Source organism: Amycolatopsis balhimycina FH 1894 (assembly GCF_000384295.1).
Classification (GTDB): domain Bacteria; phylum Actinomycetota; class Actinomycetes; order Mycobacteriales; family Pseudonocardiaceae; genus Amycolatopsis; species Amycolatopsis balhimycina.
Map to the genome: position 1 here is coordinate 5,392,448 of NZ_KB913037.1, position 20,826 is coordinate 5,413,273.

Consider the following 20,826-nt stretch of genomic DNA (forward strand, 5'->3'; position numbering starts at 1 on the left):
TCACCGGGGCGGCAGGGCCTTCTTGAACACCGCCACGGCGTTGTCGAGGCTGGTCTTCAGCTCGTTCTTGTCCTTGGCGAACGGCTGTGACGCCCACAGCACGACCGCGACCTTGCCCGAGGTGTACCAGGTGCCGTTCATCCGGAGGTCGCCGTTGCGGCCGGTGACCATCCCGGGGTCGGCGGTGATCGGCAGGTATCCGCCGGCGGCCGCGGCCTCGCGCAGGTAGTCGATGATCGCCTTCGCGCCCTCCGGTGACTCGGCGGGAATCGCGTAGCCGAGGAACCCGGTGTCACCGGCCGAGGAGGCGCGGTACACGAACTGCGTGACGCCGTGCTGCGAGAAGATCTGGGCGGCTTCCTTCGGGTACAGCTTCAGATCGAGGCCGCGGGCCAGGGACATCGTGGAGCTCTCCGGGTGCTGCAACCCGGGCAGCGGCGGCACTTCGTCCTCCAGCTGCGGCTGGGCCGCGGCGGCCGGCGGCTGTGTCACGACGGGGGTGAACGTCGCGAGTGCGTTGGGCTTCGAATCGTCCTTCCCGAGCCACATCGTCGCGCCGATGACGACGCCCAGCACGACAAGCCCGCCGAGCACGACGTACGGCCAGCTCGTCCAGGAGCGTCCGGACGACGGCTCCCCGTCGGTGGCCCACCGGTGCTTGCCGGGCGTCTCCTCCGGCCCGGGCAGCGGCGCCGCCGGCCGTGATTCGCCGCCCGGCGGCGTGATCGGCGGGAACCGGCTGCCCGGCCCCTGCTCCGCCGGGCCGTCGACGCTCAGGTAGCGCGTCGGCGTGATGTCGGCCGGGCTCGGGGCGGTCGTCATGTGGTCCGGGATCGCGGGCACGTGGCTGGTGGCCGGCGAAACCGGCAGCCCGGTCCGCTGCCAGGGCGGGTGCGGTGGCTTGTGCGGCAGTTGCTGCGGCGTCTGGTACGACGTTTGGTGCGGCAGTTGCTGCGGCACCATGGGCCGGGACGATTCCCTGCGCTGCGGCGGCGGGCCGTGCTGGGCGGCAGCCGGGTGGCTCGCCGGGTTCGCGCTGCGCCACGTGTCACCCGGACGGCGCAACGGTGAGGGCACCGGCGACGGCACCGTCGAACCGGAGGCCTGCGCGAGCAGCTCGTCCCGCTGTTTGCGGTGGTCAGCGGGCTCGATGCGACCTTCGGCAAGCTCCGCGTCGAGACGGCGAAGCTCTTCCTGCCAGCTCATCCTTGGGACCCCCATCCACCATTCGGGGCATCAGTCTGGCACGGACTGCCGACCTGCGAGGTTGCGGTTTGAGGTTGATCGGCAACGTAGCGCAAGTCCGCGGTTTTCGGGAGACCCCGTCCGCATCACTCTTCAGGACCCCGAAACTGTCGTACATATGTTCTAAAATTGGGGTTGTCCAGGGGAGATGCCGCCCGCGAGCGCGGGTGGCGTGATGGAGGAAGGCAGGGCCATGGCCTACATCACCCTGTCCACGTTCGTGGGCTACAGCGCCAGTTCCGGACCGTCGCGGTCGTCGTTCGTCCGGCGGCAGCGCCGTCAGTACGAAGATCCGGCACGGGCGGCGTTCAACTACTACCGGCGGGCGGCCAACGCGGTGCGGTCCGGACGCGCGGCGAACCAGGACGAGGTGGCACTGCGCGCGCTCGTCAACGCCGCCGACGAGCGGACGAAACCGCACTACGCGGCGATAGCCGAGGGCTGGCTGAAGTACCTCGGCCGGAAGTCGCCGCGGCTGGTCGAGGTCGGCCGCGGCCGGTGCCGGATCGGCGACCTCGAGATCGGCGTCAGCCCGCAGATGGGGCTGCGCAAGAGCGACGGCCGCCGATACGCGACCTGGCTCTACTTCAAGGAGGAGCCGTTGGCGAAGGCTTCCGCACAGCTCGCGCTGTGGGTGCTGGAACAGGCGATGCCCGACGTCCTGCCCGGCGGCGAGGCGCTGGTGATCGACGTCCGCCGGGCGAAGGAGTACCAGCTGTCCGTCCGCGACCGCGAACGGCTGCGGCCCTGGGCCCGCAGTGAGGCCTCGGCGTTCCTCACGCTCTGGGACGCGGCCTGAGCCTCAGCGGTCGACGGCGCCGAGCAGCACGTCGGCCAGCAGGTCCGGCCGCGTGACGAAGGGGTGGTGCGCCACCGCCAGCTCGACGACGTCGGTCGCGCGCGCCGCCTGGGCCCGTTGGGTCTCGGGCGGCGTCGCGCGGTCTTCGCCGCAGACGACGTAGGTCGACGGGATCTCCCGCCACGCCGCCCGGGTCGCCGGCTGGCCGAACACCGCCTCGTTCTGGGCGGTGAGGCGGTCGGCGGCGCCGGCATAGGTGGTGTCGTCGAAGTCCTGGGCGAACAGCGGCCGCACCAGTTCCTCGCGGACACCCGCGGTGCCGTCGCCGTGGCTGACGTGCCACGGCGCCGGCTCGCCGGTGCCGAAGCCGGCGAGCGTCTCGCCGGTGTCCGGCAAGAACGACGTCACGTAGACGAGCCGCCGGACCGCGGGGTGGTCGCCCACTTCGGTGATCACCATGCCGCCGTAGGAGTGCCCGACGAGCAGCGCGGGCTCGGCGGAGGCGTCGAGCAGCGCTCGGACGGCCTCGGCGTCGGCGTACAGGTCGCCGCGCGGCTCGCTCTCGCAGCTCGGCAGCACCGCCGCTGAACTGCGCAGACCGTGCGGGGCGAGGACGTCCGCCGTCGGCTGCCACCACCAGGCGCCGTCGCGGACAAAGGCACCGTGAACGAAGAGGACTCGCATGGTGACAATTTGGCAGAACCCACCCGGTTGAGTGACACAGTTCGCGGTCAGCGGACCGGGACTGGACAAACCGGAGACCGAACACGAAGCTTTCGCGTGTTCTTCTGTGCCTGGCCCAACATCGAGGTCGTAAACCGTGAATGCTGCCTGGGAAGCCGTCTCCCGTGTCGTCGACGAGCCCGCCTGGTACTGGGTGTACGACAAGCTGGCGTTCTGGCCGAGCACCTACGCCCACGCCTGGCCGGGTTTCCGGGAGCCGGCGCCGTCGCGGACGTGGGATCTTTCGCCGGGGAACCTGGACCGCGCTTCGGCCGAATTCCGCCTTGGCCCGTACGCGGTCGAGGAGCACTCGATCTCGGCGATCGCGCTGGCCGCGTTCCGTGAGGTCTGCGGCCCGGACGACTGGATGTGGGCGCTGCACTGGCAGCACCAGTCCTACCGGATCCGCCCGCACCTGATGTCCGGATCCGCACGCTGGCCGGTGCCGGTGTTCCCGCGTGCGGATTACCACCTCTTCCTGGCCGCGGACTTCTCCTACGGCACGCTCGGGCACCCGTGGGAGCGGACGCTGTGCGTGTTCGGCGAGAAGCTGGTGCCGGCGTTCGAGCGGCTGAGCGAGGGCGTGCTGGCGAACGTCCTGCGCCGTGACGGGAAGCCGTCCGAGACAACCGGGGCTTCGCCCCGGGCCGGGGGCTCCGCCACCCGGGCCCCCGAAGAGCGGTCCGAGCTGGCCCGCTGAGCCGCTGGTTGATCTCTTGCTACCGTTCTCCTGGTGTTCGAATATCACGGCTGGGTGACCATCCAGGCGACCGCGAGCGGCGACGACGACGCGGCGCTCCTGGAGCGCCTGGTCGACCGCGTGCATCGCGCGATCCGCGACGCGGGCGACTTCGATCTCGTCGACCTCCGCTGGAGCGCGGGCATGCCGATGCTCCACTTCGGCGGCTTCGACAAGCACGGCGGCCGCCAGGCCCCCGAACTCCTGGATCTTTTCACCCGAGCGGGCGAACTGGCCCCGGGCTCCTACGGCCTCCTGTACACGTGGGACGACCAGGACACGGAGAACGACAACAACTTCCGGGTGTACCGCATGGCCCGCGGCCAGGTGACGGAGCGCGAAGACCCCCACTTGACCCCGGTGGCCCCCACGGTCCTGGACGTCTACGAGCTGTAGCCACATCGCAATCGCGGCTGAGTAGTACTGCTCAAGACACCCGAACCGGCGGGACGAGACCGTGGTCACATGACCAAAACCGGAACGACGTCCCCCACCACCACAGCGTTCTACGTCCAGGCGGCGCTGTCATTCGGCTTGGCCCTGGCCGCGGTCACGGGCGGAATCGCGTACCTCCCGGTCGACGGGTGGATCCGCGGCTTCCTGGCCCTGGGCATGCTCTACCTGGTGACATCGTCCTTCACGCTGGCGAAGTGCGTCCGCGACAGACAGGAAGAAACCTCGGTGGTCTCCCGGGTGGACCAGGCCCGCCTGGACAAACTCCTGGCCGAGCACGACCCGTTCAACACCCCGGCGGTGTGACCGCAACCACCAAACCCAACTCCCACCGGGGGCGCACGAAGCTTGGACCCGAATGTCTACCGGAGGCACCGTGGGGGGTCCGGGGGCTCAGCCCCCGGGTGAAATGGCGAGAGGGCCATGTCGACGCTTTCCGTCGACATGGCCCTCTCGCACTTGAGCGGATGACGGGATTCGAACCCGCGACCCTCACCTTGGCAAGGTGATGCGCTACCAGCTGCGCTACATCCGCGTTGTGCTGCTGATAGGGAAGACTTTATACCCAAGCGGAAGCACACCGATCGGGGGGTCCCCCCGGGCTCTGACCCGGTGCTTCGGTGTCACAGCTGGCGTACAAGGGGTGACGACGGCTGTTTCCCTCCGTATGGTGTCTCCATTCGACCGAATGGGGAGACCTTCGGGGAGGAGGTGCCGGGCCGGATGACCGAGCTGGGCACGGTGCCGCCACCAGCGGCCTCGGAATCCGACGAGCAGGCACTGCTGCAACGGCTCCGCAACGGCGAGGACGCCGCGTTCGGGGAGCTGTTCGAGCTGCACGCCGCCGCCGTCCGCCGGCTCGCGCAGAGCCTGGCGGCCGATCGGTCCGAGGCCGAGGACATCACCGCGGAGACGTTCTTCCGCGTGTTGCAGGCCCTTCGCCGTGGTTCCGGCCCGAGGGAGTACGTCCGCGCCTACCTGCTGACCGTCGCGCGCCGGGTTTCGTGGGAGTGGCACGGCGCCCGCCGGGACGTGCCGGTTTCGGACGACGAGCTCACCTTCCGCGCCGGGGCGGGTGCCGACACGCACGCCCGGACCGCGGAGCACACGCTGATCACCACCGCGTTCACCAGCCTGCCTGAGCGCTGGCGGACGGTGTTGTGGCAGACCGAGGTCGAGGGCGAGCAGCCCGCGATGGTCGCTCCCCACTTCGGGTTGAGCGCGAACGCCACCGCGGCGCTGGCCCGGCGGGCCCGCCAGGGGCTGCGAGCGGCGTACCTGCAGGCGCACCTTTCGGTGAATCGCGGGCCGGATTCGTGCCGCGCGGTCGTCGAGAAGCTGGGCGGGTTCACCGCGGGCAGCGTCACCGGTGCCGAGGCCGAGCGGATCAAGGCGCACCTGCTCGGCTGTCCGTCGTGCCGGGCGACCCAGGACGAGCTGCGCGACGTCTGCTCGTCGCTGCGCGCGCACGCCGGGGTGCTGGTGCTGCTGGTGCCGGCCGCCGCGTCGGTGGGCGGCAGCGGGGTGCTGGCCGGGCTGGGCGCGACGATCAAGGGCGTCCTGGTCGGCTCGAAGGTCAAGATCGGGCTCGCGCTGGCGTCGACCGCCGCCGTGGGCGCGGTCGGCGTCGCGGCGGGGCCGGTGCTGTTCGGGTCGACGACGGTGCAGGACGTCGGGCTGACCGGTGGCGCGCCCGAGCTCGTCGTGGTGCCGCCGTCCGAGACGCACCAAGAGCCGCCGCCGCAGCCGCAGCAGGACCCTCAGATCGGCATCGGCGTGCTCAACGGCCGTGGCACCGGGGTCGCCGTGCCGGCTCGCTCGCACTCCGGCGCCCGCCAGATCGCCGCGAACGAAGTGCCCGGCGTGTCCGTGGCCGGGGACGTGCCCACCGGGGACACGGGCGCCGGTGCCGGCGCGGCGGCCCCGCGTGAGGATCTCGCGTCCTCGACGTCGACGCCGGTGCACCCGGTGACGTCGCCGCGGCTGGACACGTCGCGGCCCGACATGACCATGACCACCGAGTCCGCCGGGAAGACCGTGCCGGAGGACGCCGGCGTGCCCGCGCTGTCGCCGACCGGCCGCCCCGACGCGTCGTCGACACCGGCCGAGGAACCGAAGCCGAAGGACGACGACGACACGGCCACCACCGAGCCGTCGACGACGGTGACGCCGACTTCGGGGAAACCGTGCCCGGCCGACACGTCCGAGGTCACTGATTCGGGCGAACCGGCCGATTCGGCCTCGACCACCGCGGCGAGTCCTGATCAGCGATGATCAGGTTCGGCGGGTGCGATGTCCGATTCCTCCCTCGCGCGGCTGAGCCCGCGCACGGTACCGTTGAGGTGCTCACCCTGCGGGCGGCCCGGGAGGCTACTGAATGAACCGGCTGGTGCGCGGCGAAGACGGCCGCGACTGGGTGGTCCGTGCCCAGATGGAATGGCGTGCGCCGGCGACGGCCGACGACTTCGAGCACGACGTCGCGGGCAGCTACGGTCCCGGCATCGCGATGATCGTGGTGACCACGCTGCTGGCCGTCATCCTCGTCGTGTGGACGCCGGACCAGGTCAACATCCCGGCGTGGGTGCTGCTGGCGTTGCTGCTCGTGGTGCTGTTCTTCCCGCTCCGCTGGATCCTTCGCCGTCCGTGGACGGTGGTCGCGGAGACCGAGGGCGACGTGACCGGAGACCGGCCGTCCGAGCGCTGGGTCGGCACGATCCGCGGCATGTTCACCGTGCAGGGCGAGGTCAAGAAGATCTCCAAGACCATCCAGCGGCACTCGCTGCCGGACTTCGACGGGCCGCTGCACCCGGTCGAATAGCGAGTTCCGGATTTCGGCCGGAGAGGCGAGACTGGGGGCATGCCCGAGCTACCCGAGGTCGAAGCGCTGGCCCACCACCTGCGGGAAAACGCCGTCGGCCGGACGATCTTCCGGATCGACGTCGCTTCGCTGAGCGTGCTGAAGACGGCGGTGCCGCCGTGGACCGACCTGCACGGCCGGGAAATCACCGGCGCGACCCGGCACGGCAAGCACCTCGACGTCGTCGCCGGTGACCTGCACCTGGTCGTCCACCTCGCTCGCGCGGGGTGGCTGCGCTGGTCCGACGGTCTCGCCGCGGCGCCGTTGAAACCGGGGAAGGGCCCGATCTCGCTGCGGGTGCACCTCGAGTCGGCCACCGGGCCGGGCTTCGACCTCACCGAGGCGGGCACGAAGAAGGGTCTCGCGGTGTGGGTCGTCCAGGACCCGCAGGAGATCGCGAGCGTGGCGCGGCTGGGCCCGGACGCGCTCGCGCTGGACGCCGCCCGGTTGCGGGAGCTGTTCGCCGGGAGGAACACCCGGCTGAAGTGGGCGCTCACCGACCAGTCGCTCATCGCCGGGATCGGCAACGCCTACTCCGACGAGATCATGCACCGCGCGAAGCTGTCGCCGTACGCCACGATCGGCAAGCTCGACGACGGCGCGCTCGAGACCCTCACCGAGGCGATCCTCGAGGTCGAGACCGACGCCGTCGAGCGCTCGGTGGGACAGAAGGCCGCCCGGCTGAAGGGCGAGAAGCGGTCCGGCCTGCGGGTGCACGCGCGGACCGGGCTGCCGTGCCCGGTCTGCGGCGACACGATCCGCGAGATCTCCTTCGCCGACAAATCGTTCCAGTACTGCCCGACCTGCCAGACCGGCGGCAAGCCGCTCGCCGACCGCCGGATGTCCCGCCTGCTCAAGTAGCGCCAGATTCGCCCGATCGGCGGCACGTGCTGTGCCGTCCGGTGCCGACGCGGTGTTCACCGCCGGCGAAATCGCGATTTTCCTGCTGATTCCCCGGAAGGGGTGGAACAGGGCGGGCCGCCCGCGCGTTGCGGACAGTGACCGTGAAGGGGTGAATCAGACTCTGGGTAGGGTCCTCTCAACCCTCGGTCATCACAGTTGGACAGAAAGTGGGATCAGGCCTTGCACCCGGTTGGTCGAGCGCAGAGCATGGACGCCGTGTCCGGGTTTCCGCTCGCGCAGGTCGTCCCCTGGGGGGTCGCGGCTCTGCTCGCCATCGTGGTGATCGTGCTGCTCGTGAAGCAGCGCAGACCGGCCAGTGTGGTGGAGGACGCCATGCTGCAGGCCGTCCACCGGATGTCGAAGGCGGCGCCGAACCTCCGCGCGGGCCTGGACGAGGACGCCGCCGACAAGATCACCACGCAGCTGCTGCAGATGCTCGACTGCGTCGCCGTGGGCATCACCGACAGCGAGGGCACGCTGCTGTCCTGGGACGGCGAAGCGAACGAGCACTACGTCGACCTCGTCGACGCCATCGGCGCGGCGATCCGGAAGCACCGGCGGGAGGTCGTGGCGCACGACCGGATGCCGTGCAACCACCGCGGCACCTGCCGGATGAAGACGGCGGTCATCGTGCCGCTGCTGGTGGAGGGCGAGACCGAGGCCGCGCTGATCGTCGTCGGCCGCACCCGCGGGCGGCTGGTGCAGATGGCCGACGCCGTCGCCCAGTTCGTCTGCACGCAGTTCGAGCTGTCCCGGCTCGACGAGTCGAAGCAGCAGCTCCAGCAGGCCGAGATCAAGGCGCTGCGCGCGCAGATCTCGCCGCACTTCGTCTACAACGCGCTCAACACGATCTCCGCGCTGATCCGCACCGACCCGGAAGAAGCCCGAGAGCTGCTTCAGGACTTCGCGGACTTCACGCGGTACTCGTTCCGGACGTCCGGCATGTTCACCTCGCTCGCCGAGGAGCTGCGCAACATCGACCGCTACCTGACGATCGAGAACGCCCGCTTCGGCGGACGGCTCGAGGTGCGGATGAAGATCGCGCCCGAGGTGCTCAGCGTCGTCGTGCCGTTCCTGATCATCCAGCCGCTCGTGGAGAACGCGGTCAAGCACGGGCTGGCCAGCAAGCCCAGCGGCGGCTGCGTCACGGTGATCGCGCAGGACTACGGCACCGAGGCGCTGATCAGCGTCGAGGACGACGGCATCGGCATGGACCCGCGGCGGCTGCGGGACGTCAAGAACGCGCACAGCACGGGCGCGCACGTCGGGTTGGGCAACATCAGCCAGCGCATGCAGCAGGTGTTCGGCAGCGACTACGCCGTGATGGTCGAGACCGCGCCCGGCGCGGGCATGAAGGTGACGCTGCGGGTGCCGAAGTTCGTCCCGGGCGTCCGGCCGAACATGCCGGACTACAGCTCCGACAACGACACCGGCGAGGCCGACGTGCCGGCCCAGGGCGGTCCCGCCCAGCTGAACGGCACCGAGGTCAACGGCGTCAACGGCACGCGCTCCGGCATCCTCCCCATGGGCTGAATCCCGCTAGCCTGGCGTCATGAGCGTTACGGACAAACTGGCCGCGCGGATCCCGGTCCTCGCCGACCGCGTCGAGCGCAAGGACGTCGTGGCCGTGGTGCGGCTGCACGGCGTGATCACGCCGTCGCCGTCTCCGCTGGCCAGGGGAGCGATCAACCTGACCGCCGTGGAATCGGCGCTGACCAGGGCGTTCGGCCACGACCGGCTGAAGGCCGTCGCCCTGCTGGTGAACTCGCCGGGTGGCGCGCCGACGCAGTCCGGGCTGGTCGCCGAGCGGATCCGGCAGCTGGCCGACGAAAAGGGCGTGCCGGTCCTGGCGTTCTGCGAGGACGTCGCCGCGTCGGGCGGGTACTGGCTGGCCTGCGCGGCCGACGAGATCTACGCGCACCGGACGTCGATGGTCGGCTCGATCGGCGTGATCAGCGGCGGGTTCGGGTTCCCCGGGCTGCTGGAGCGCTTCGGCATCGAGCGGCGGCTGCACACGGCGGGCGCGAACAAGTCGCGGCTCGACCCGTTCTCGCCGGAGAAGGCCGAAGACGTCGAGTGGCTCAAGAAGATGCACACCCAGCTCCACGAGCTGTTCGTGAACTGGGTGAAGGAGCGCCGCGGCGACCGGCTGGCCGAGTCGGAAGACCTGTTCACCGGGGACGTCTGGCTCGGCGCCAAGGCGCTCGAGCTGGGCCTGATCGACGGCCTCGGCAGCCTCCGGCAGATCGTCACCGAGCGGTTCCCGGACGCCGAGATCTCGGTGGCCGAGCCGAAGAGGCCCCTACTGGCCCGGCTGGGTCTCGGCGCGCCGGCCGCGGCGTCGGCGGTGCTGGACGCGGTCTCGCAGAAGGTGGCGTGGTCGCGCTTCGGCCTCTGACCCCTGAACCCCGGGCGGCCCGTGTTCGTGCACTGACGTGAGGGTGTCTCCTCACTTAAGGCGGACGGGGGCTGGACATTGCACTCGGCAATGGGCAGGATGCGTTTCACTGTGAGTGCTCACGATGACACCCGGAAGCTCGTGGTCCTGGCTGTGGACGACGAGCCTAACGGTCTTGACGAACTCGTCCACTGCTTGCGCAACAGCCCGCACGTGGCGAAGGTGTTCCCGGCGATCGACGCCTCCGAGGCGCTGCGGTTGCTGTCCACCGACGACCCGAGGTTGCGCGAGCGCAAGGACCGCGGCCTGCCGATCGTCGACGCCGTCTTCGCCGACATCGACATGCCCGGCCTCTCCGGGATGGAGATGTCGCGCGTGTTCGCGGCCTTGCGGCCCTCGCCCGCGCTGGTGTTCGTCACCGGGCACGCCGAGGAAGCCGTCAACGCCTTCGACCTCGGCGCCCTCGACTACGTGCTCAAGCCGTACCAGCAGGACCGCCTCGACCGCGCGATCTCCCGCGTGCTCGACAAGCTGGCCGCGGCCGCGGCGCCGCCGCCGGGCGCGCTGGGCGGCGAGCCGGTGAAGAACGACGACGAGGTCATCCCCGTCGAACTCGCCGGCACCACCAAGCTCATCCCGCGCTCGTCGGTCCGCTGGGTCGAAGCGCAGGGCGACTACGCGCGGCTGTTCACCACCGAAGGCAGCCACCTGGTCCGCATCCCGCTGGCCCAGCTGGAGGAACGCTGGGAGAAGGCCGGGTTCGTCCGGATCCACCGGTCGTTCCTGGTCGCGCTGCCGCTGATCACCGAGCTGCGCATGGGCCAGGGTGGCTACCAGGTCGTCATCGGCAACGAGGAGAAGGTGCTGCCGGTGAGCAGGCGGCACACCCGTGCGCTGAAGGACCGGCTGGTCGGTTCGGGCCGGAACGGCTAGCCGGGACCGGCCATGACCGACGACTTCTACGAGCGCCGCGCGAACGGCGTCCGCGAACCGGATCCGACGCTCGGGAGGCGGGCCCGTCAGCGGCCGCTGCCCCAGCCGCAGCCGGTCGACCGGGCCGTCGTCGAGTCGCTGCCGCCGGCGCCGGAGGACGAGCCGCCGAAGCCGGAACACCACGCGAAACCCAAGCGGGAACGGGTGATCCTCGCCGACCCGCGCCGCGGTGCCGGCGCCTTGCGCGCCCGCGTCGAGCTGGAAGAGCAGACCAGCTGGGGGAAGCTGCTCGTCCAGGACAACCTGGTGAAGGTGCAGCTGCGGACCGCGCTGCTGCTCGCGCTGCTCGTCGTCGTCGTGTTCGGCTCGCTGCCAGTGCTGTTCTACGTGCTTCCCGGGTTCTCCGCGCTGAGCCTGCTGGGCATCCCGGTGGCCTGGCTGATCCTCGGCGTGCTGCCGTTCCCGTTCTTGTTCGGCGTCGGAATCTGGTACAACCGGCTGGCCGAACGCAACGAACGCGCGTTCGTGGACATGATCGAAAACTAGTTTCGCACTCACTCGTGCGAGGATTCCTCCCGTGCAGCTGAACCCGTGGGCTTTGACCGGCATCGTGCTGGTCGCCGTGGTGACGCCCTACCTCGGTCACCGCTCCTCGCGGTCGGCGACGAGCACGCACGACTTCCTCGTCGCCCGGCGCACCGTGCGCTCGCGTCGCAACGCCGCCGCCATCTCGGGCGAGTACCTGTCGGCGGCGTCGTTCCTGGGCATCGCCGGGGTCGTCCTCAAGGACGGCGCCGACGCGCTGTGGTTCCCGATCGGCTTCACCGCGGGCTACCTCGCGCTGATGCTCTTCGTGGCGGCGCCGCTGCGCCGGTCCGGCGCGTACACGCTGCCCGACTTCGTCGAAATGCGGCTCGGCTCGACGGGCCTGCGCCGGTTCTCCACGGCGTTCGTCGTGTTCATCGGGATCCTGTACATGGCCCCGCAGCTGCAGGGCGCCGGCCTGACCCTCGCGACGATCCTGCCCGTGCCGGGGTGGGCGGGCGCCATCGTGGTCATGGTCCTCGTGGCGTTCAACGTGATCTCCGGCGGCATGCGCGCGATCACCGTCGTCCAGGCGTTCCAGTACTGGATCAAGCTGTTCGCGATCTCGGTGCCCGCGTTCGTGCTGTGCATGGTCTTCTTCACCGGCGGCGGCCCGGACGGGTTCCGGCCGCTCGGCTCGCCCGCCCCGCCGGTGTTCGTCAGCGACACCACGGTGAACGTGCAGACCGACGTCACGCTGCACGTCACGTCCGACACGTACCTCTACGCCTACGGCCGCACCGACAACGGCCCGGCGGCCGGGCCGACGCACTGGACGCCGCTGGCGCCCCACACGGTTTCCGAAGGCACCAAGCTGAAGTTCATGGCAGGCACGCCGGTGCCGGTGGTCAGCGACGCGAACGCGGACAACGCGAACTGGCTGCACCCGGGCTCGGGCAGCCTCACCGACCTGCTCCAGACGTACTCGCTGATGTTCGCGACGTTCCTCGGCACGATGGGCCTGCCGCACGTGCTGGTCCGCTTCTACACCAACCCCGACGGGAAGGCCGCGCGCCGGACCACCGTGCACGTCCTGCTGCTGCTGGGGCTGTTCTACCTGTTCCCGACGCTGCTGGGCGCGCTGTCCCGGATGTACGTCCCGGAGCTGCTGGTCACCGGCAAGACGGACGCGGCGATCCTGCAGCTGCCCACGGCGATCCTCCCCGGGGTCGGTGGGCAGCTCCTCGGCGCGGTCACCGCGGCCGGCGCTTTCTCGGCGTTCCTCTCCAGCACCTCCGGGCTGCTGGTGAGCGTCGCCGGGGTCGTGTCGACCGACCTGCTGCCCGGCCGGGTGCGGGACTTCCGTGTGGCGGCCGGGCTGGTCGCGCTGTTCCCGATCGCGCTGGCGGTCGTGCTGCGACCGGAGGACATCTCGCTGTCGATCGGGCTGACGTTCGCGCTCGCCGCGTCGACGTTCAGCCCGCTGCTGGTGCTGGGCATCTGGTGGCGCAAGCTGTCCTGGCCCGGCGCGCTGGCCGGGATGTTCGCCGGCGGCGGCCTGGTGCTGACCGCGCTCGTGCTCGACGTCGTGAGCGGCTACACCGGCGACTGGGCGCCCTGGTTCGTCAACCAGCCCGCGCTGATCACGGTCCCGGCCGCCTTCGTGACCACCTACCTCGTCAGCCGCGTGACCGGGTACGGCCGCCCGGAGCACGTCCACGACATCATGCTGCGGCTGCACGCGCCCGACCCGCTCGGCTTCATGCGGGACAGGGCCGTCGCGCGGTTCGGCCAGGCCGAGGAAAAGGCACGGATCGCCGGGCGCGGCCGCCACCGCAAGTGAGCTACTGACCGCCGGTCAGAAATTCTTTACCCGATGGGGGGCCTCCCGAACTCCGGAAGGCCCTCGTCGTGTCGACCCCCCAATCACGCGTGTCGACTCCCCGATCACGCGTGTCGACCCTCCGATCACGCGTGCTGCCCGGTTCCGCGCCGGTTCGGTGCGAGCGGGCGCTTCCGCCCGATCCGTCCACCTCACGCGCGGGCTACGCCCCCGCATGGCAGCATGGAGATCGTGGTGAGCCCTGCTGAACTGCCGACCGCCGAGGTCCGCGACCTGCCCAAGGACGGCCTCGTGCTGCTCGATGTCCGCGAAGACGACGAGTGGGCCGCCGGGCACGCCCCCGGCGCGGTGCACATCCCGATGGGGGAACTCCCGGCCCGCGTCGGCGAGCTGGCGGACCTGCCCGACGACCAGCCGATCCACGTGATCTGCCGCAGCGGCGGCCGGTCCGCGCGGGCGGCCGCATGGCTCAACCAGAGCGGCTGGGACGCGGTGAACGTCGCCGGCGGCATGGGCGCGTGGCAGCGCGAAGGCCGTCCGATGGTCGGCGAGCACCCCGGCATCGAACCCGAAGTGATCTAGCCTTGCAGCCGGGTCCGCCTCCTGGGTACTGGCCGCGCCAGACTCCGCCCCCCACCGCGCAGCAGCTGCAGGGCCGGACGCTGGCCGCCCAGCCGGAGCCGTACCCCTACCACCGCCGTCCGGTCCACCGGCCGAAGCTGCGCTGGGTGGCGACCCCGCCGCCCGGTGCGTGGCCGCGGCGCCGGGTGGTGGTGCCCGAGCGGTACTCCGGGCCGCCGTCGTACCCGGTGCCGCCCCGCTGGGGATTCCCCAGCCTGGTCTGGCGGCGCCCGACGTCGGTGCCCGGCACGGCGTCCGACGAGATCCGCCCGATCGACCGGGTGCCGGTGCTCAGCCGCAGCCTGGTCGCCGTCCTCTTCGCGTTCGCCGTGCTCGCCGTGGCCGCCGCCGGCGCGGAGCTCTGGCGGTACGTGCTGCTCGTCCAGGGCCGTGACTCCGCGCTGTCCCGCTCGGTGGTGGCGTTCTCCGACGGGTTCGTGGTCACCGCCGGGCTGCTGGCCTCGATCCTCGCGCTGCTGCCGGCCGGCTTGTCGCTCTGGTGGCTGCTGGTCGCCCGCCAGGCGGCGGCGGACGTCTCGGGCGAAGACCCGCCGCGGCCGGTGTGGCAGGTGCTGGTCGGCCTCCTCGTGCCGGTGGCGAACCTGCCGCTGGCGCTGTCCGTCGTCGGCGAGCTGGAGCACGCGGTGCTGAGCCGCCCGCGTGACGTCCGGCCGAAGCCGTCGCGCCAGGTGCTGGTGTGGTGGGGCGCTTGGCTGCTGAACTGGGTCCTGCTCGGCGCGTCGATCGGCTGGCGCTTCCGCGACGACGTGCAGTCGATGGCGGACAGCGTCGTCCTGGTCGCCGTCACCGACCTCTCCGCGGCCGCGCTCGCCGTCGTGACGGCGATGGTGGTCCGGCGGTTTTCGGCGCTGCTGGCGCCGTCGGACGCCCGGGCCGTGCGCGAGATGCGCGTGGTGAAGGTCGAGGGCGCGCCCGAGCCGGAGCTGCGCCCCGAGCGGCCGGCCGGCGCGGCGCGCTAGTACCCGCCGAAGGCCGGTTCGAGCTGGTCGAAGGCCTGTTCCGCGACGGGCCACACGGCGTCCACGATCGCTTCCTTGGGCTGGTCGGCGATCGTCCGGTCGAAGACGTCGTCGAAGAGCACCCGCAGCAGCGTCGTGAGGTGCGCGGCGGCGAGCACGGGCCGGAGGCCGTCGCCGGGGTGGCGCGCGGTCAGGAGGCCCGAGAGGTTCGCTTCGCGCTCGCGGTGCAGTTCGTGCAGCGCGTTCGTCAGGACCGGGCTCTGCTTGATCATCCGCGCGAAGCCCCGTCCCGAGAAGCCGGCCAGCGCGTGCTGGGCGTCCAGCGCTTCGAAGTAGAGCTCGCGAGTGTCGTGGAAGACGCTGTCGTGGATCAGCGACGACGGCCAGGACGTGAAGTCCGCGCGGATGTCGAAGACCAGGTCTTCCTTGCGGGGGAAGTGGTTCGTCACGGTCATCTTGGCCACCCGCGCCTCGGTGGCGATCTCGGCGATCGTCACGTCCTCGAAGCCGTCGCGGATGAACAGCCGCGTCGCGACGTCGGAGATGGTCTTCCTGGTCTCGTGCTTCTTCTGGGCCCGGAGTCCCTCGCTCATGTCGTCACTCTACTGGGTCGAACCCAAGATTGTGCTTGACCCAGTGAGTGGGTCCGACCTAATCTGAGGTTCGACCTAATGACTTGTTGAGGCTTTCTTCCGTCCGAGGAGCATCTGATGACCCTTCGCCTCCTGAGCGTCCACGCCCACCCCGACGACGAGTCCAGCAAGGGCGCGGCCACTTTGGCGCGCTACGCCGCCGAAGGCGTCGATGTCCTCGTTGCCACCTGCACGGGCGGTGAACGCGGTGACGTCCTCAACCCGGCCGCCGACACCGCGGAAACCCGCGCCGACCTGCCGGCGGCCCGCCGCCGGGAAATGGCCGTCGCGGCCGGGATCCTCGGCGTGCGCCAGCGTTTCCTCGGCCTGGTCGACTCCGGCCTGCGCGAGCCATTGCCCGCAGCGTGCTTCGCGGCCCTTCCACTGGAAGAAGCCGCCGCTCCGCTCGTGGCCCTCATCCGGGAGTTCCGTCCGCACGTCGTGATCACGTACGACGAAAGCGGCGGCTACCCCCACCCGGACCACATCCGCACCCACGAGGTGACGATCGAAGCGTTCTCGGCGGCCGCCGAGAACGCCCGCTACCCGGGCACCGGCGACCCATGGCGACCACAAAAGCTGTACTACCAAGCGGTTTTGAGCCGGGCCTGGTTCAACACCCTGCACGAAGCCACCCTGGCCGCCGGCCTCGAGTCGGCGATGGGCCCGGTCCTGGACGAACTCCCCACCGGGGAAACCCTCGCGATCACCACCCGAATCCGCTGCGAGTCCCACTTCGCCACCCGCGACCAAGCCCTCCTGGCCCACGAAACCCAGACCGACCCGGCCCACCCGTTCTTCGCCCACTCACGCGAAATCGAGCGCCAGGTCTGGCCCTACGAGGACTACCACCTGGCCCACCCCACCCCAGGCCCCGACCTCGAAGAAGACCTCTTCACCGGAGTAACCCCATGACCCCCCCGAGATCCGCCTCCAATCACGCGAGTTCCGCCTCCAATCACGCGAGATCCGCTTCCGGCCACGCGAGATCCGCCCCGGATCACGACGAGACACCGTCACACCGTGACCCGAAGCTCTCGCAAGCCGCGGATCACGAACTCCGGTCGTCGCCGCGGGGTCTCGGCCAACCGCAGTCCCGGCAGTTTCTCCACCAACGCGCTCAACGCGGCGGCGATCTCCACCCGAGCGAGAGGAGCACCCACGCAGTAGTGAATCCCGAGGCCGAACCCGAGATGGGCGTTCGGCGTCCGGCCGATGTCCAGGCGGTCCGGCTCGTCGAACACCTGCGGGTCGCGGGCCGCGGCACCCAGCAGCGCGCCGATCTTCTGCCCGCGTTCGACGACATGTCCACAGATCGACACGTCCTCGGTCGCCGTCCGCTCGAACAGCTGCAGGGGCGCGTCGAAGCGAATCAGCTCCTCGACACACGAATCCAGGAGGGCAGGTGAGGCCAGCAGACGCTCCCACTGGTCCCGGTGCGTGAGCAGGGCCGTGATGCCGTTGCCGAGCACGTTGACCGTCGCTTCGTGGCCGGCCATCAGCAGCAGCACGGCGGTGGCCACCAGCTCGTCGGGCGTCAGCTCGCTGCGGAGGAGGTCGCTGATGATGTCGTCCCCCGGAGAGTCCGCGCGGGCCGAGGCGACCGAGCGGACGTACGAAACGAACTCGGCGGCTGCCCGCTCGGCGGCGTCGCGTCCGTCCTCGGAAAGGCCGAACTCGTACATCTTGACGATGGCGTTGGACAGCTGGACCATCCGCGGTCCGTCCGTCGCGGGCACGCCGAGCAGCTCGGCGATCACCGCGACTGGTAGCGGCTGGGCCAGGTGCGCCAGCAGATCCGCGCTGCCGTCGGCGGCGATCGCGGCCGCCAGGTCGTCGACCATCCGGGTGGCGAGCATCGCGACCATCGGACGCAGCCGCTGCACGTGGCCGCGGCCGAACGCGCCCGCGATCAGGCGGCGCAGCCGGGTGTGTGCCGGCGGCTCGTTCTCCAGGAGCGAGTTGCGGTGGAGGAGGTTGAACGAGGCGAACCGTTCGAGCGGCTGGGCGTCCTGCCAGATCCGGCCCAGTCCGCGGTGGCGCAGGACCGCCGACGACGCGGCGTGCGATACCGCGATGGCGAGGCCCAGCCCGTCGTGGAAATGGACGTCGCCCTTCGAGTGGAGCGCGGCGAACGCCGGGTACGGATCTTCGAGGAAGGCGGGATCGCGGGGGTCGAACACGTCGCGAGGGTAACCCTTCGATAGCGTCTCAAGCCGAGCCAGAGGAGGCAGCAGTGGGCAAGGGCGCGCGCAAGAAGGGTCCCAAGCAGGCGACGGACCGCAAGCCGAAGGTGCGCGACGTCTTCGTCGGCCAGCCGTTCGAAGGGCTGGCGGCGGAGCCTGAGCTGATCGCGCTGCGTGAGTTCGTGCCGTCCGCGACGGCCAAGCTGACCCTCGCCGACGGCGGCGACGTCACTCTCGGCACCGTGCTGCCGATGGCGGCGGCCGCGTTCGTCCGTTCGGACGGTGAGCGCTACCTCGGCCTGCAGGTGCAGACCCGCTCGTCGGACATCAGCCGTGACCTCGGCCGGTCGCTGAAGTGGCTGCTGGACGCCAAGGAGGGCGACGTCCTCGGCGTGCCGGACACCACCACCCCGCCGTCCGCCGACGAGCACGCCCGCCTCCAGGACCTGCTGACGCCGGGTGCCGAGCTCGACGTCACGCTGCACCAGGACTTCGCCTGGTGGCTGCCGGAGGACGCCGACGCCACCGGTGATGTCGCGGTGTCGCTCGAGCGCGCGAACGCCGCGATCATGCCCACCGAACGGCTCGGCTCGGGCGCCTACTGGGTCCTCGCCGGCGAGAAGGCGCACCTGCGCTGGGTCCGTCCGGAGCAGGAGAACCTGCTGCTCCAGGCCCTGGCCCGGCTGTCCGCGGCCGGCGAGATCGGCCTCGGCGAGGGCTCGCGCTACGCGGGTTCGTTCCGGGCGCACGGCCTGCTGGTCCCGGTCTGGGACCTCGACCCCGAGGCCCACGCCCGCGAGTGGGCGGAGGCGAAGGACGCCCTCGGCGCCCGCCTCGAGACGGCGTTGAAGTCGCTCGACGACGAGCCGCTGAACGCCGCTGAGCGCCGCGCTCGTGACGGCCTCATCGGCCGTCAGCTCACCCTGCGCTGACCGCGGGGAGCGAGCGCCGGACCACCGGTGCGAACCGGTGGTCCGCCACCGCTGGATGAGCGTTCAACCAGGCATTATGTGGCGCACGAGACACCGCCGCCGGATCGTGCCGGTGGGACGATTCTCGGCGTGATACTCCACATCTGCGGGGCGGCCGACTGGGCCGAAGTGGGACAGGACGGCGAGTATCGGCCGCCGTCGCTGGGGGAAGCCGGGTTCGTGCACTGTTCCGACTTCGGGACGGCGCACCTCCCGGCCGACGCGCTCTACCGGGGCCGGACCGACCTGGTGCTGCTCGAAATCGACCCGGCCACGGTCGGGGCGCCGGTACGGTGGGAAGACGGCGCGCCGCCGCACCCCGCCGGGATCCGGTTTCCGCACGTGTACGGCCCGATCCCGCGTGCCGCGGTCGTCGGCGTGCACGAGTTCCGCGAGACGGACGGCGGCGGTTTCCGGCTGCCGGCCTCGCTCGCACACCGCTGAGGTGGGCAACTCGGCACCCGGTCGAACGTCTGACGATTCGGCCGGGAACGCGGGCAACCTGAGGGGGCTGTGATGCGTGTTGGGGAGGAAGGCGACTCGGCTTCTGGCTACCCGACCCCGATGGGAGGCGATACGGTGACCGCTGCGGCACCCGTCTTCACCGGGGGAGATACCTGGGTGACCAGCGCTGGCCGAGGGAGGGCCGCGACGTTGCCGGGCGAGTTCGTCGACTTCGGGGACTTCGTCCAGGCCACGCTGCCGGGGTTGCTGCGGTACGGGCACGCGCTCACCGGCAATCCGCACGACGCGGCGGACCTGGTGCAGACCGTGCTCGAGAAGATCGGTTCGCGCTGGTCCTACGTGCACGATAAGACCGGTGACCCGCTGGCCTACGTCCGCCGGTCGATGGCGAACGCGCACGTCAGCCGCTGGCGTCGCACGCGTCGCGAGAACCTGGTCGCCGATCTGCCGGACACCAGTCCGCACCTTCCGGCCGACCCGTTCGAGCACGAGCCGCTGTGGTGCGCGTTACGAACGTTGCCGCCGAGGCAACGGGCCGTGATGGTGCTGCGTTACTACGAAGGTCTCTCGGAAGCGGAGATCGCCAGTGCCCTCGGCGTCACGCAGGGGACTGTCAAGAGCCAGGCCAGCAAGGCGATCACGTCGTTGCGGCTGAAGTTGAAGCCGGACGACGGCGGAGGCGAAGGGAGTGGTGCGGGTTGAACATCTCCGAGGACGAACTGGAGCAGCGCCTGCGCGCGCTGTTCGCCGACGAGCGGCTCGACTTGCCGCCGCCGCCCGACGCGGGGACGGTCATCGTCGCCGGTGCGCGTCGTCGCCGTCGGCGTCGCCACGCCGTGCAGGCCGTGGCGGGGGTCGCGGCGGCCGTGGTCGCCGTCTCGGGTGGGCTGACCATGATCCGGCTCCACTCCGAAGACGGCACCGCGGTGATGACCGCCGGCGGGACCGAGAGCAGCGTCAAACCGCCCGAGAACCTCACGGCCGGCCGCCCGCCGGAGCCGTCGACGCCCGCGCCGACCAGCACCCAGAGCATCCAGGTCTCCGCGCCGCCGGATTCGCCGACGCCGCATCCGCCGCGGGCCTCGGCCGACCAGAAGCCGTCCACGCTCCCCGCGGTGGCGACCGGGCCGCTGCTCGCGGCCGACGGCTTCGGCAAGCTCAAGCTCGGCATGTCCGAGGCCGAGGTGACCGCCCAGGCCGTCGCGCTCAGCGCCCCGGAGGCCGGCGCGAACTGCACCGTCTACAAGGCACAGGGCAGTGGCCTGCCCGCCTCCGCGAGCGTCGTCATTTCGAAGGCGGCCGGGCTGGTCGTCGTGACCCCGGACGTGGTCGCGCACACCGCCGAAGGCATCGGCGCCGGCGCCACCAAGGACCAGGTGCTCGCCGCTTACCCCACGGCCAAGGCCGAGACCGGTGGCGTCGTCGCCCCGGCGAGCGCCGCCGCCGAGTACCACTTCAAGCTCGGCGAGACCGGGGTCGTGCAGACGAGCCTGATGAGCGCCAACCAGGACTGCGCCGGCTGAGTGCCGGTCGCACACGGAAAACCCGGGCTG

The 20,826-nt window shown here is 70.9% G+C and carries 23 protein-coding genes and 1 tRNA gene; 19 read left to right on the plus strand and 5 right to left on the minus strand.

Going from position 1 to position 20,826, the window contains the following annotated elements; translation table 11 throughout:
* Complete coding sequence (locus A3CE_RS0124195) at window positions 1-1,206, minus strand: hypothetical protein (protein WP_020642697.1); 1,206 nt, start codon at window positions 1,204-1,206, stop codon at window positions 1-3.
* Window positions 1,207-1,420: 214 nt separating this feature from the next.
* Between A3CE_RS0124195 and A3CE_RS0124200 the strand changes: the two genes are divergently transcribed.
* Window positions 1,421-2,044: a hypothetical protein gene (locus A3CE_RS0124200; RefSeq protein WP_245589582.1), complete on the plus strand. Its 624-nt coding sequence runs from the start codon at window positions 1,421-1,423 to the stop codon at window positions 2,042-2,044.
* Between the two features lie 3 nt (window positions 2,045-2,047).
* On the opposite strand, the gene A3CE_RS0124205 is transcribed toward A3CE_RS0124200, so the two are convergent.
* On the minus strand, window positions 2,048-2,728 hold the full coding sequence (locus A3CE_RS0124205; RefSeq protein WP_020642699.1) for an alpha/beta fold hydrolase: 681 nt from the start codon (window positions 2,726-2,728) through the stop codon (window positions 2,048-2,050).
* Window positions 2,729-2,864: 136 nt separating this feature from the next.
* Between A3CE_RS0124205 and A3CE_RS51600 the strand changes: the two genes are divergently transcribed.
* From A3CE_RS51600 to A3CE_RS0124220, 3 genes are all read left to right on the plus strand, one after another.
* Complete coding sequence (locus A3CE_RS51600; protein WP_020642700.1) at window positions 2,865-3,467, plus strand: DUF2716 domain-containing protein; 603 nt, start codon at window positions 2,865-2,867, stop codon at window positions 3,465-3,467.
* A 33-nt stretch (window positions 3,468-3,500) separates the two neighbouring features.
* Window positions 3,501-3,902, plus strand: coding sequence for an immunity 7 family protein (locus A3CE_RS0124215; protein WP_020642701.1), 402 nt, complete (start codon window positions 3,501-3,503; stop codon window positions 3,900-3,902).
* A gap of 69 nt (window positions 3,903-3,971) precedes the next feature.
* Window positions 3,972-4,265, plus strand: a complete 294-nt coding sequence (locus A3CE_RS0124220; RefSeq protein WP_020642702.1) for a YiaA/YiaB family inner membrane protein — start codon at window positions 3,972-3,974, stop codon at window positions 4,263-4,265.
* Window positions 4,266-4,421: 156 nt separating this feature from the next.
* On the opposite strand, the gene A3CE_RS0124225 is transcribed toward A3CE_RS0124220, so the two are convergent.
* Window positions 4,422-4,494: transfer RNA gene (locus A3CE_RS0124225), tRNA-Gly, on the minus strand.
* Between the two features lie 188 nt (window positions 4,495-4,682).
* Here A3CE_RS0124225 and A3CE_RS0124230 point away from each other — a divergent pair.
* From A3CE_RS0124230 to A3CE_RS0124275, 10 genes are all read left to right on the plus strand, one after another.
* Window positions 4,683-6,233: a sigma-70 family RNA polymerase sigma factor gene (locus A3CE_RS0124230; protein ID WP_020642703.1), complete on the plus strand. Its 1,551-nt coding sequence runs from the start codon at window positions 4,683-4,685 to the stop codon at window positions 6,231-6,233.
* Between the two features lie 103 nt (window positions 6,234-6,336).
* Window positions 6,337-6,777, plus strand: coding sequence for a hypothetical protein (locus tag A3CE_RS0124235; protein ID WP_020642704.1), 441 nt, complete (start codon window positions 6,337-6,339; stop codon window positions 6,775-6,777).
* Between the two features lie 39 nt (window positions 6,778-6,816).
* Window positions 6,817-7,677, plus strand: coding sequence for an Fpg/Nei family DNA glycosylase (locus A3CE_RS0124240; protein ID WP_020642705.1), 861 nt, complete (start codon window positions 6,817-6,819; stop codon window positions 7,675-7,677).
* A 249-nt stretch (window positions 7,678-7,926) separates the two neighbouring features.
* Complete coding sequence (locus tag A3CE_RS0124245; protein WP_020642706.1) at window positions 7,927-9,252, plus strand: histidine kinase; 1,326 nt, start codon at window positions 7,927-7,929, stop codon at window positions 9,250-9,252.
* A gap of 19 nt (window positions 9,253-9,271) precedes the next feature.
* On the plus strand, window positions 9,272-10,117 hold the full coding sequence (locus A3CE_RS0124250; protein WP_020642707.1) for a S49 family peptidase: 846 nt from the start codon (window positions 9,272-9,274) through the stop codon (window positions 10,115-10,117).
* A gap of 99 nt (window positions 10,118-10,216) precedes the next feature.
* Window positions 10,217-11,050 carry a LytR/AlgR family response regulator transcription factor gene (locus A3CE_RS0124255; protein WP_043792552.1) on the plus strand — a complete coding sequence of 278 codons (834 nt, stop codon included), beginning with the start codon at window positions 10,217-10,219 and terminating at the stop codon, window positions 11,048-11,050.
* Window positions 11,051-11,062: 12 nt separating this feature from the next.
* Window positions 11,063-11,596 (plus strand): hypothetical protein, encoded by a 534-nt coding sequence (locus tag A3CE_RS0124260; protein ID WP_020642709.1) that lies wholly within the window; start codon window positions 11,063-11,065, stop codon window positions 11,594-11,596.
* Window positions 11,597-11,627: 31 nt separating this feature from the next.
* A complete protein-coding gene (locus A3CE_RS0124265) occupies window positions 11,628-13,418 on the plus strand; it encodes a sodium/solute symporter (RefSeq protein ID WP_020642710.1) in 1,791 nt (596 codons plus the stop codon).
* A gap of 222 nt (window positions 13,419-13,640) precedes the next feature.
* A complete protein-coding gene (locus tag A3CE_RS0124270) occupies window positions 13,641-14,000 on the plus strand; it encodes a rhodanese-like domain-containing protein (RefSeq protein WP_043791039.1) in 360 nt (119 codons plus the stop codon).
* A 2-nt stretch (window positions 14,001-14,002) separates the two neighbouring features.
* A complete protein-coding gene (locus A3CE_RS0124275) occupies window positions 14,003-15,019 on the plus strand; it encodes a DUF4328 domain-containing protein (protein ID WP_020642712.1) in 1,017 nt (338 codons plus the stop codon).
* Here the strand turns inward: A3CE_RS0124275 and A3CE_RS0124280 are convergent.
* The gene (locus A3CE_RS0124280) at window positions 15,016-15,612 is read right to left on the minus strand and encodes a TetR/AcrR family transcriptional regulator (RefSeq protein WP_020642713.1); all 597 of its coding nucleotides are present in this window, start codon (window positions 15,610-15,612) and stop codon (window positions 15,016-15,018) included. The two genes, A3CE_RS0124275 and A3CE_RS0124280, sit on opposite strands and share 4 nt — an antisense overlap.
* A gap of 117 nt (window positions 15,613-15,729) precedes the next feature.
* Between A3CE_RS0124280 and mca the strand changes: the two genes are divergently transcribed.
* Complete coding sequence (gene mca / locus A3CE_RS0124285) at window positions 15,730-16,566, plus strand: mycothiol conjugate amidase Mca (RefSeq protein WP_020642714.1); 837 nt, start codon at window positions 15,730-15,732, stop codon at window positions 16,564-16,566.
* Window positions 16,567-16,667: 101 nt separating this feature from the next.
* Here mca and A3CE_RS0124290 read toward each other — a convergent pair whose 3' ends face one another.
* Complete coding sequence (locus A3CE_RS0124290) at window positions 16,668-17,834, minus strand: cytochrome P450 (protein WP_020642715.1); 1,167 nt, start codon at window positions 17,832-17,834, stop codon at window positions 16,668-16,670.
* A 53-nt stretch (window positions 17,835-17,887) separates the two neighbouring features.
* Here A3CE_RS0124290 and A3CE_RS0124295 point away from each other — a divergent pair, with 53 nt between their 5' ends.
* The 4 genes from A3CE_RS0124295 to A3CE_RS0124310 all read left to right on the plus strand — a co-directional run bounded on the left by A3CE_RS0124295 (window position 17,888) and on the right by A3CE_RS0124310 (window position 20,796).
* Window positions 17,888-18,769 carry a DUF5926 family protein gene (locus tag A3CE_RS0124295; protein WP_020642716.1) on the plus strand — a complete coding sequence of 294 codons (882 nt, stop codon included), beginning with the start codon at window positions 17,888-17,890 and terminating at the stop codon, window positions 18,767-18,769.
* A 129-nt stretch (window positions 18,770-18,898) separates the two neighbouring features.
* Window positions 18,899-19,252 carry a DUF952 domain-containing protein gene (locus A3CE_RS0124300; RefSeq protein WP_020642717.1) on the plus strand — a complete coding sequence of 118 codons (354 nt, stop codon included), beginning with the start codon at window positions 18,899-18,901 and terminating at the stop codon, window positions 19,250-19,252.
* 210 nt (window positions 19,253-19,462) lie between these two features.
* Complete coding sequence (locus A3CE_RS0124305) at window positions 19,463-19,975, plus strand: SigE family RNA polymerase sigma factor (RefSeq protein ID WP_020642718.1); 513 nt, start codon at window positions 19,463-19,465, stop codon at window positions 19,973-19,975.
* On the plus strand, window positions 19,972-20,796 hold the full coding sequence (locus tag A3CE_RS0124310; RefSeq protein ID WP_020642719.1) for a hypothetical protein: 825 nt from the start codon (window positions 19,972-19,974) through the stop codon (window positions 20,794-20,796). Before A3CE_RS0124305 ends, A3CE_RS0124310 begins: the two co-directional genes overlap by 4 nt.
* The last annotated feature ends 30 nt before the right edge of the window (window positions 20,797-20,826 follow it).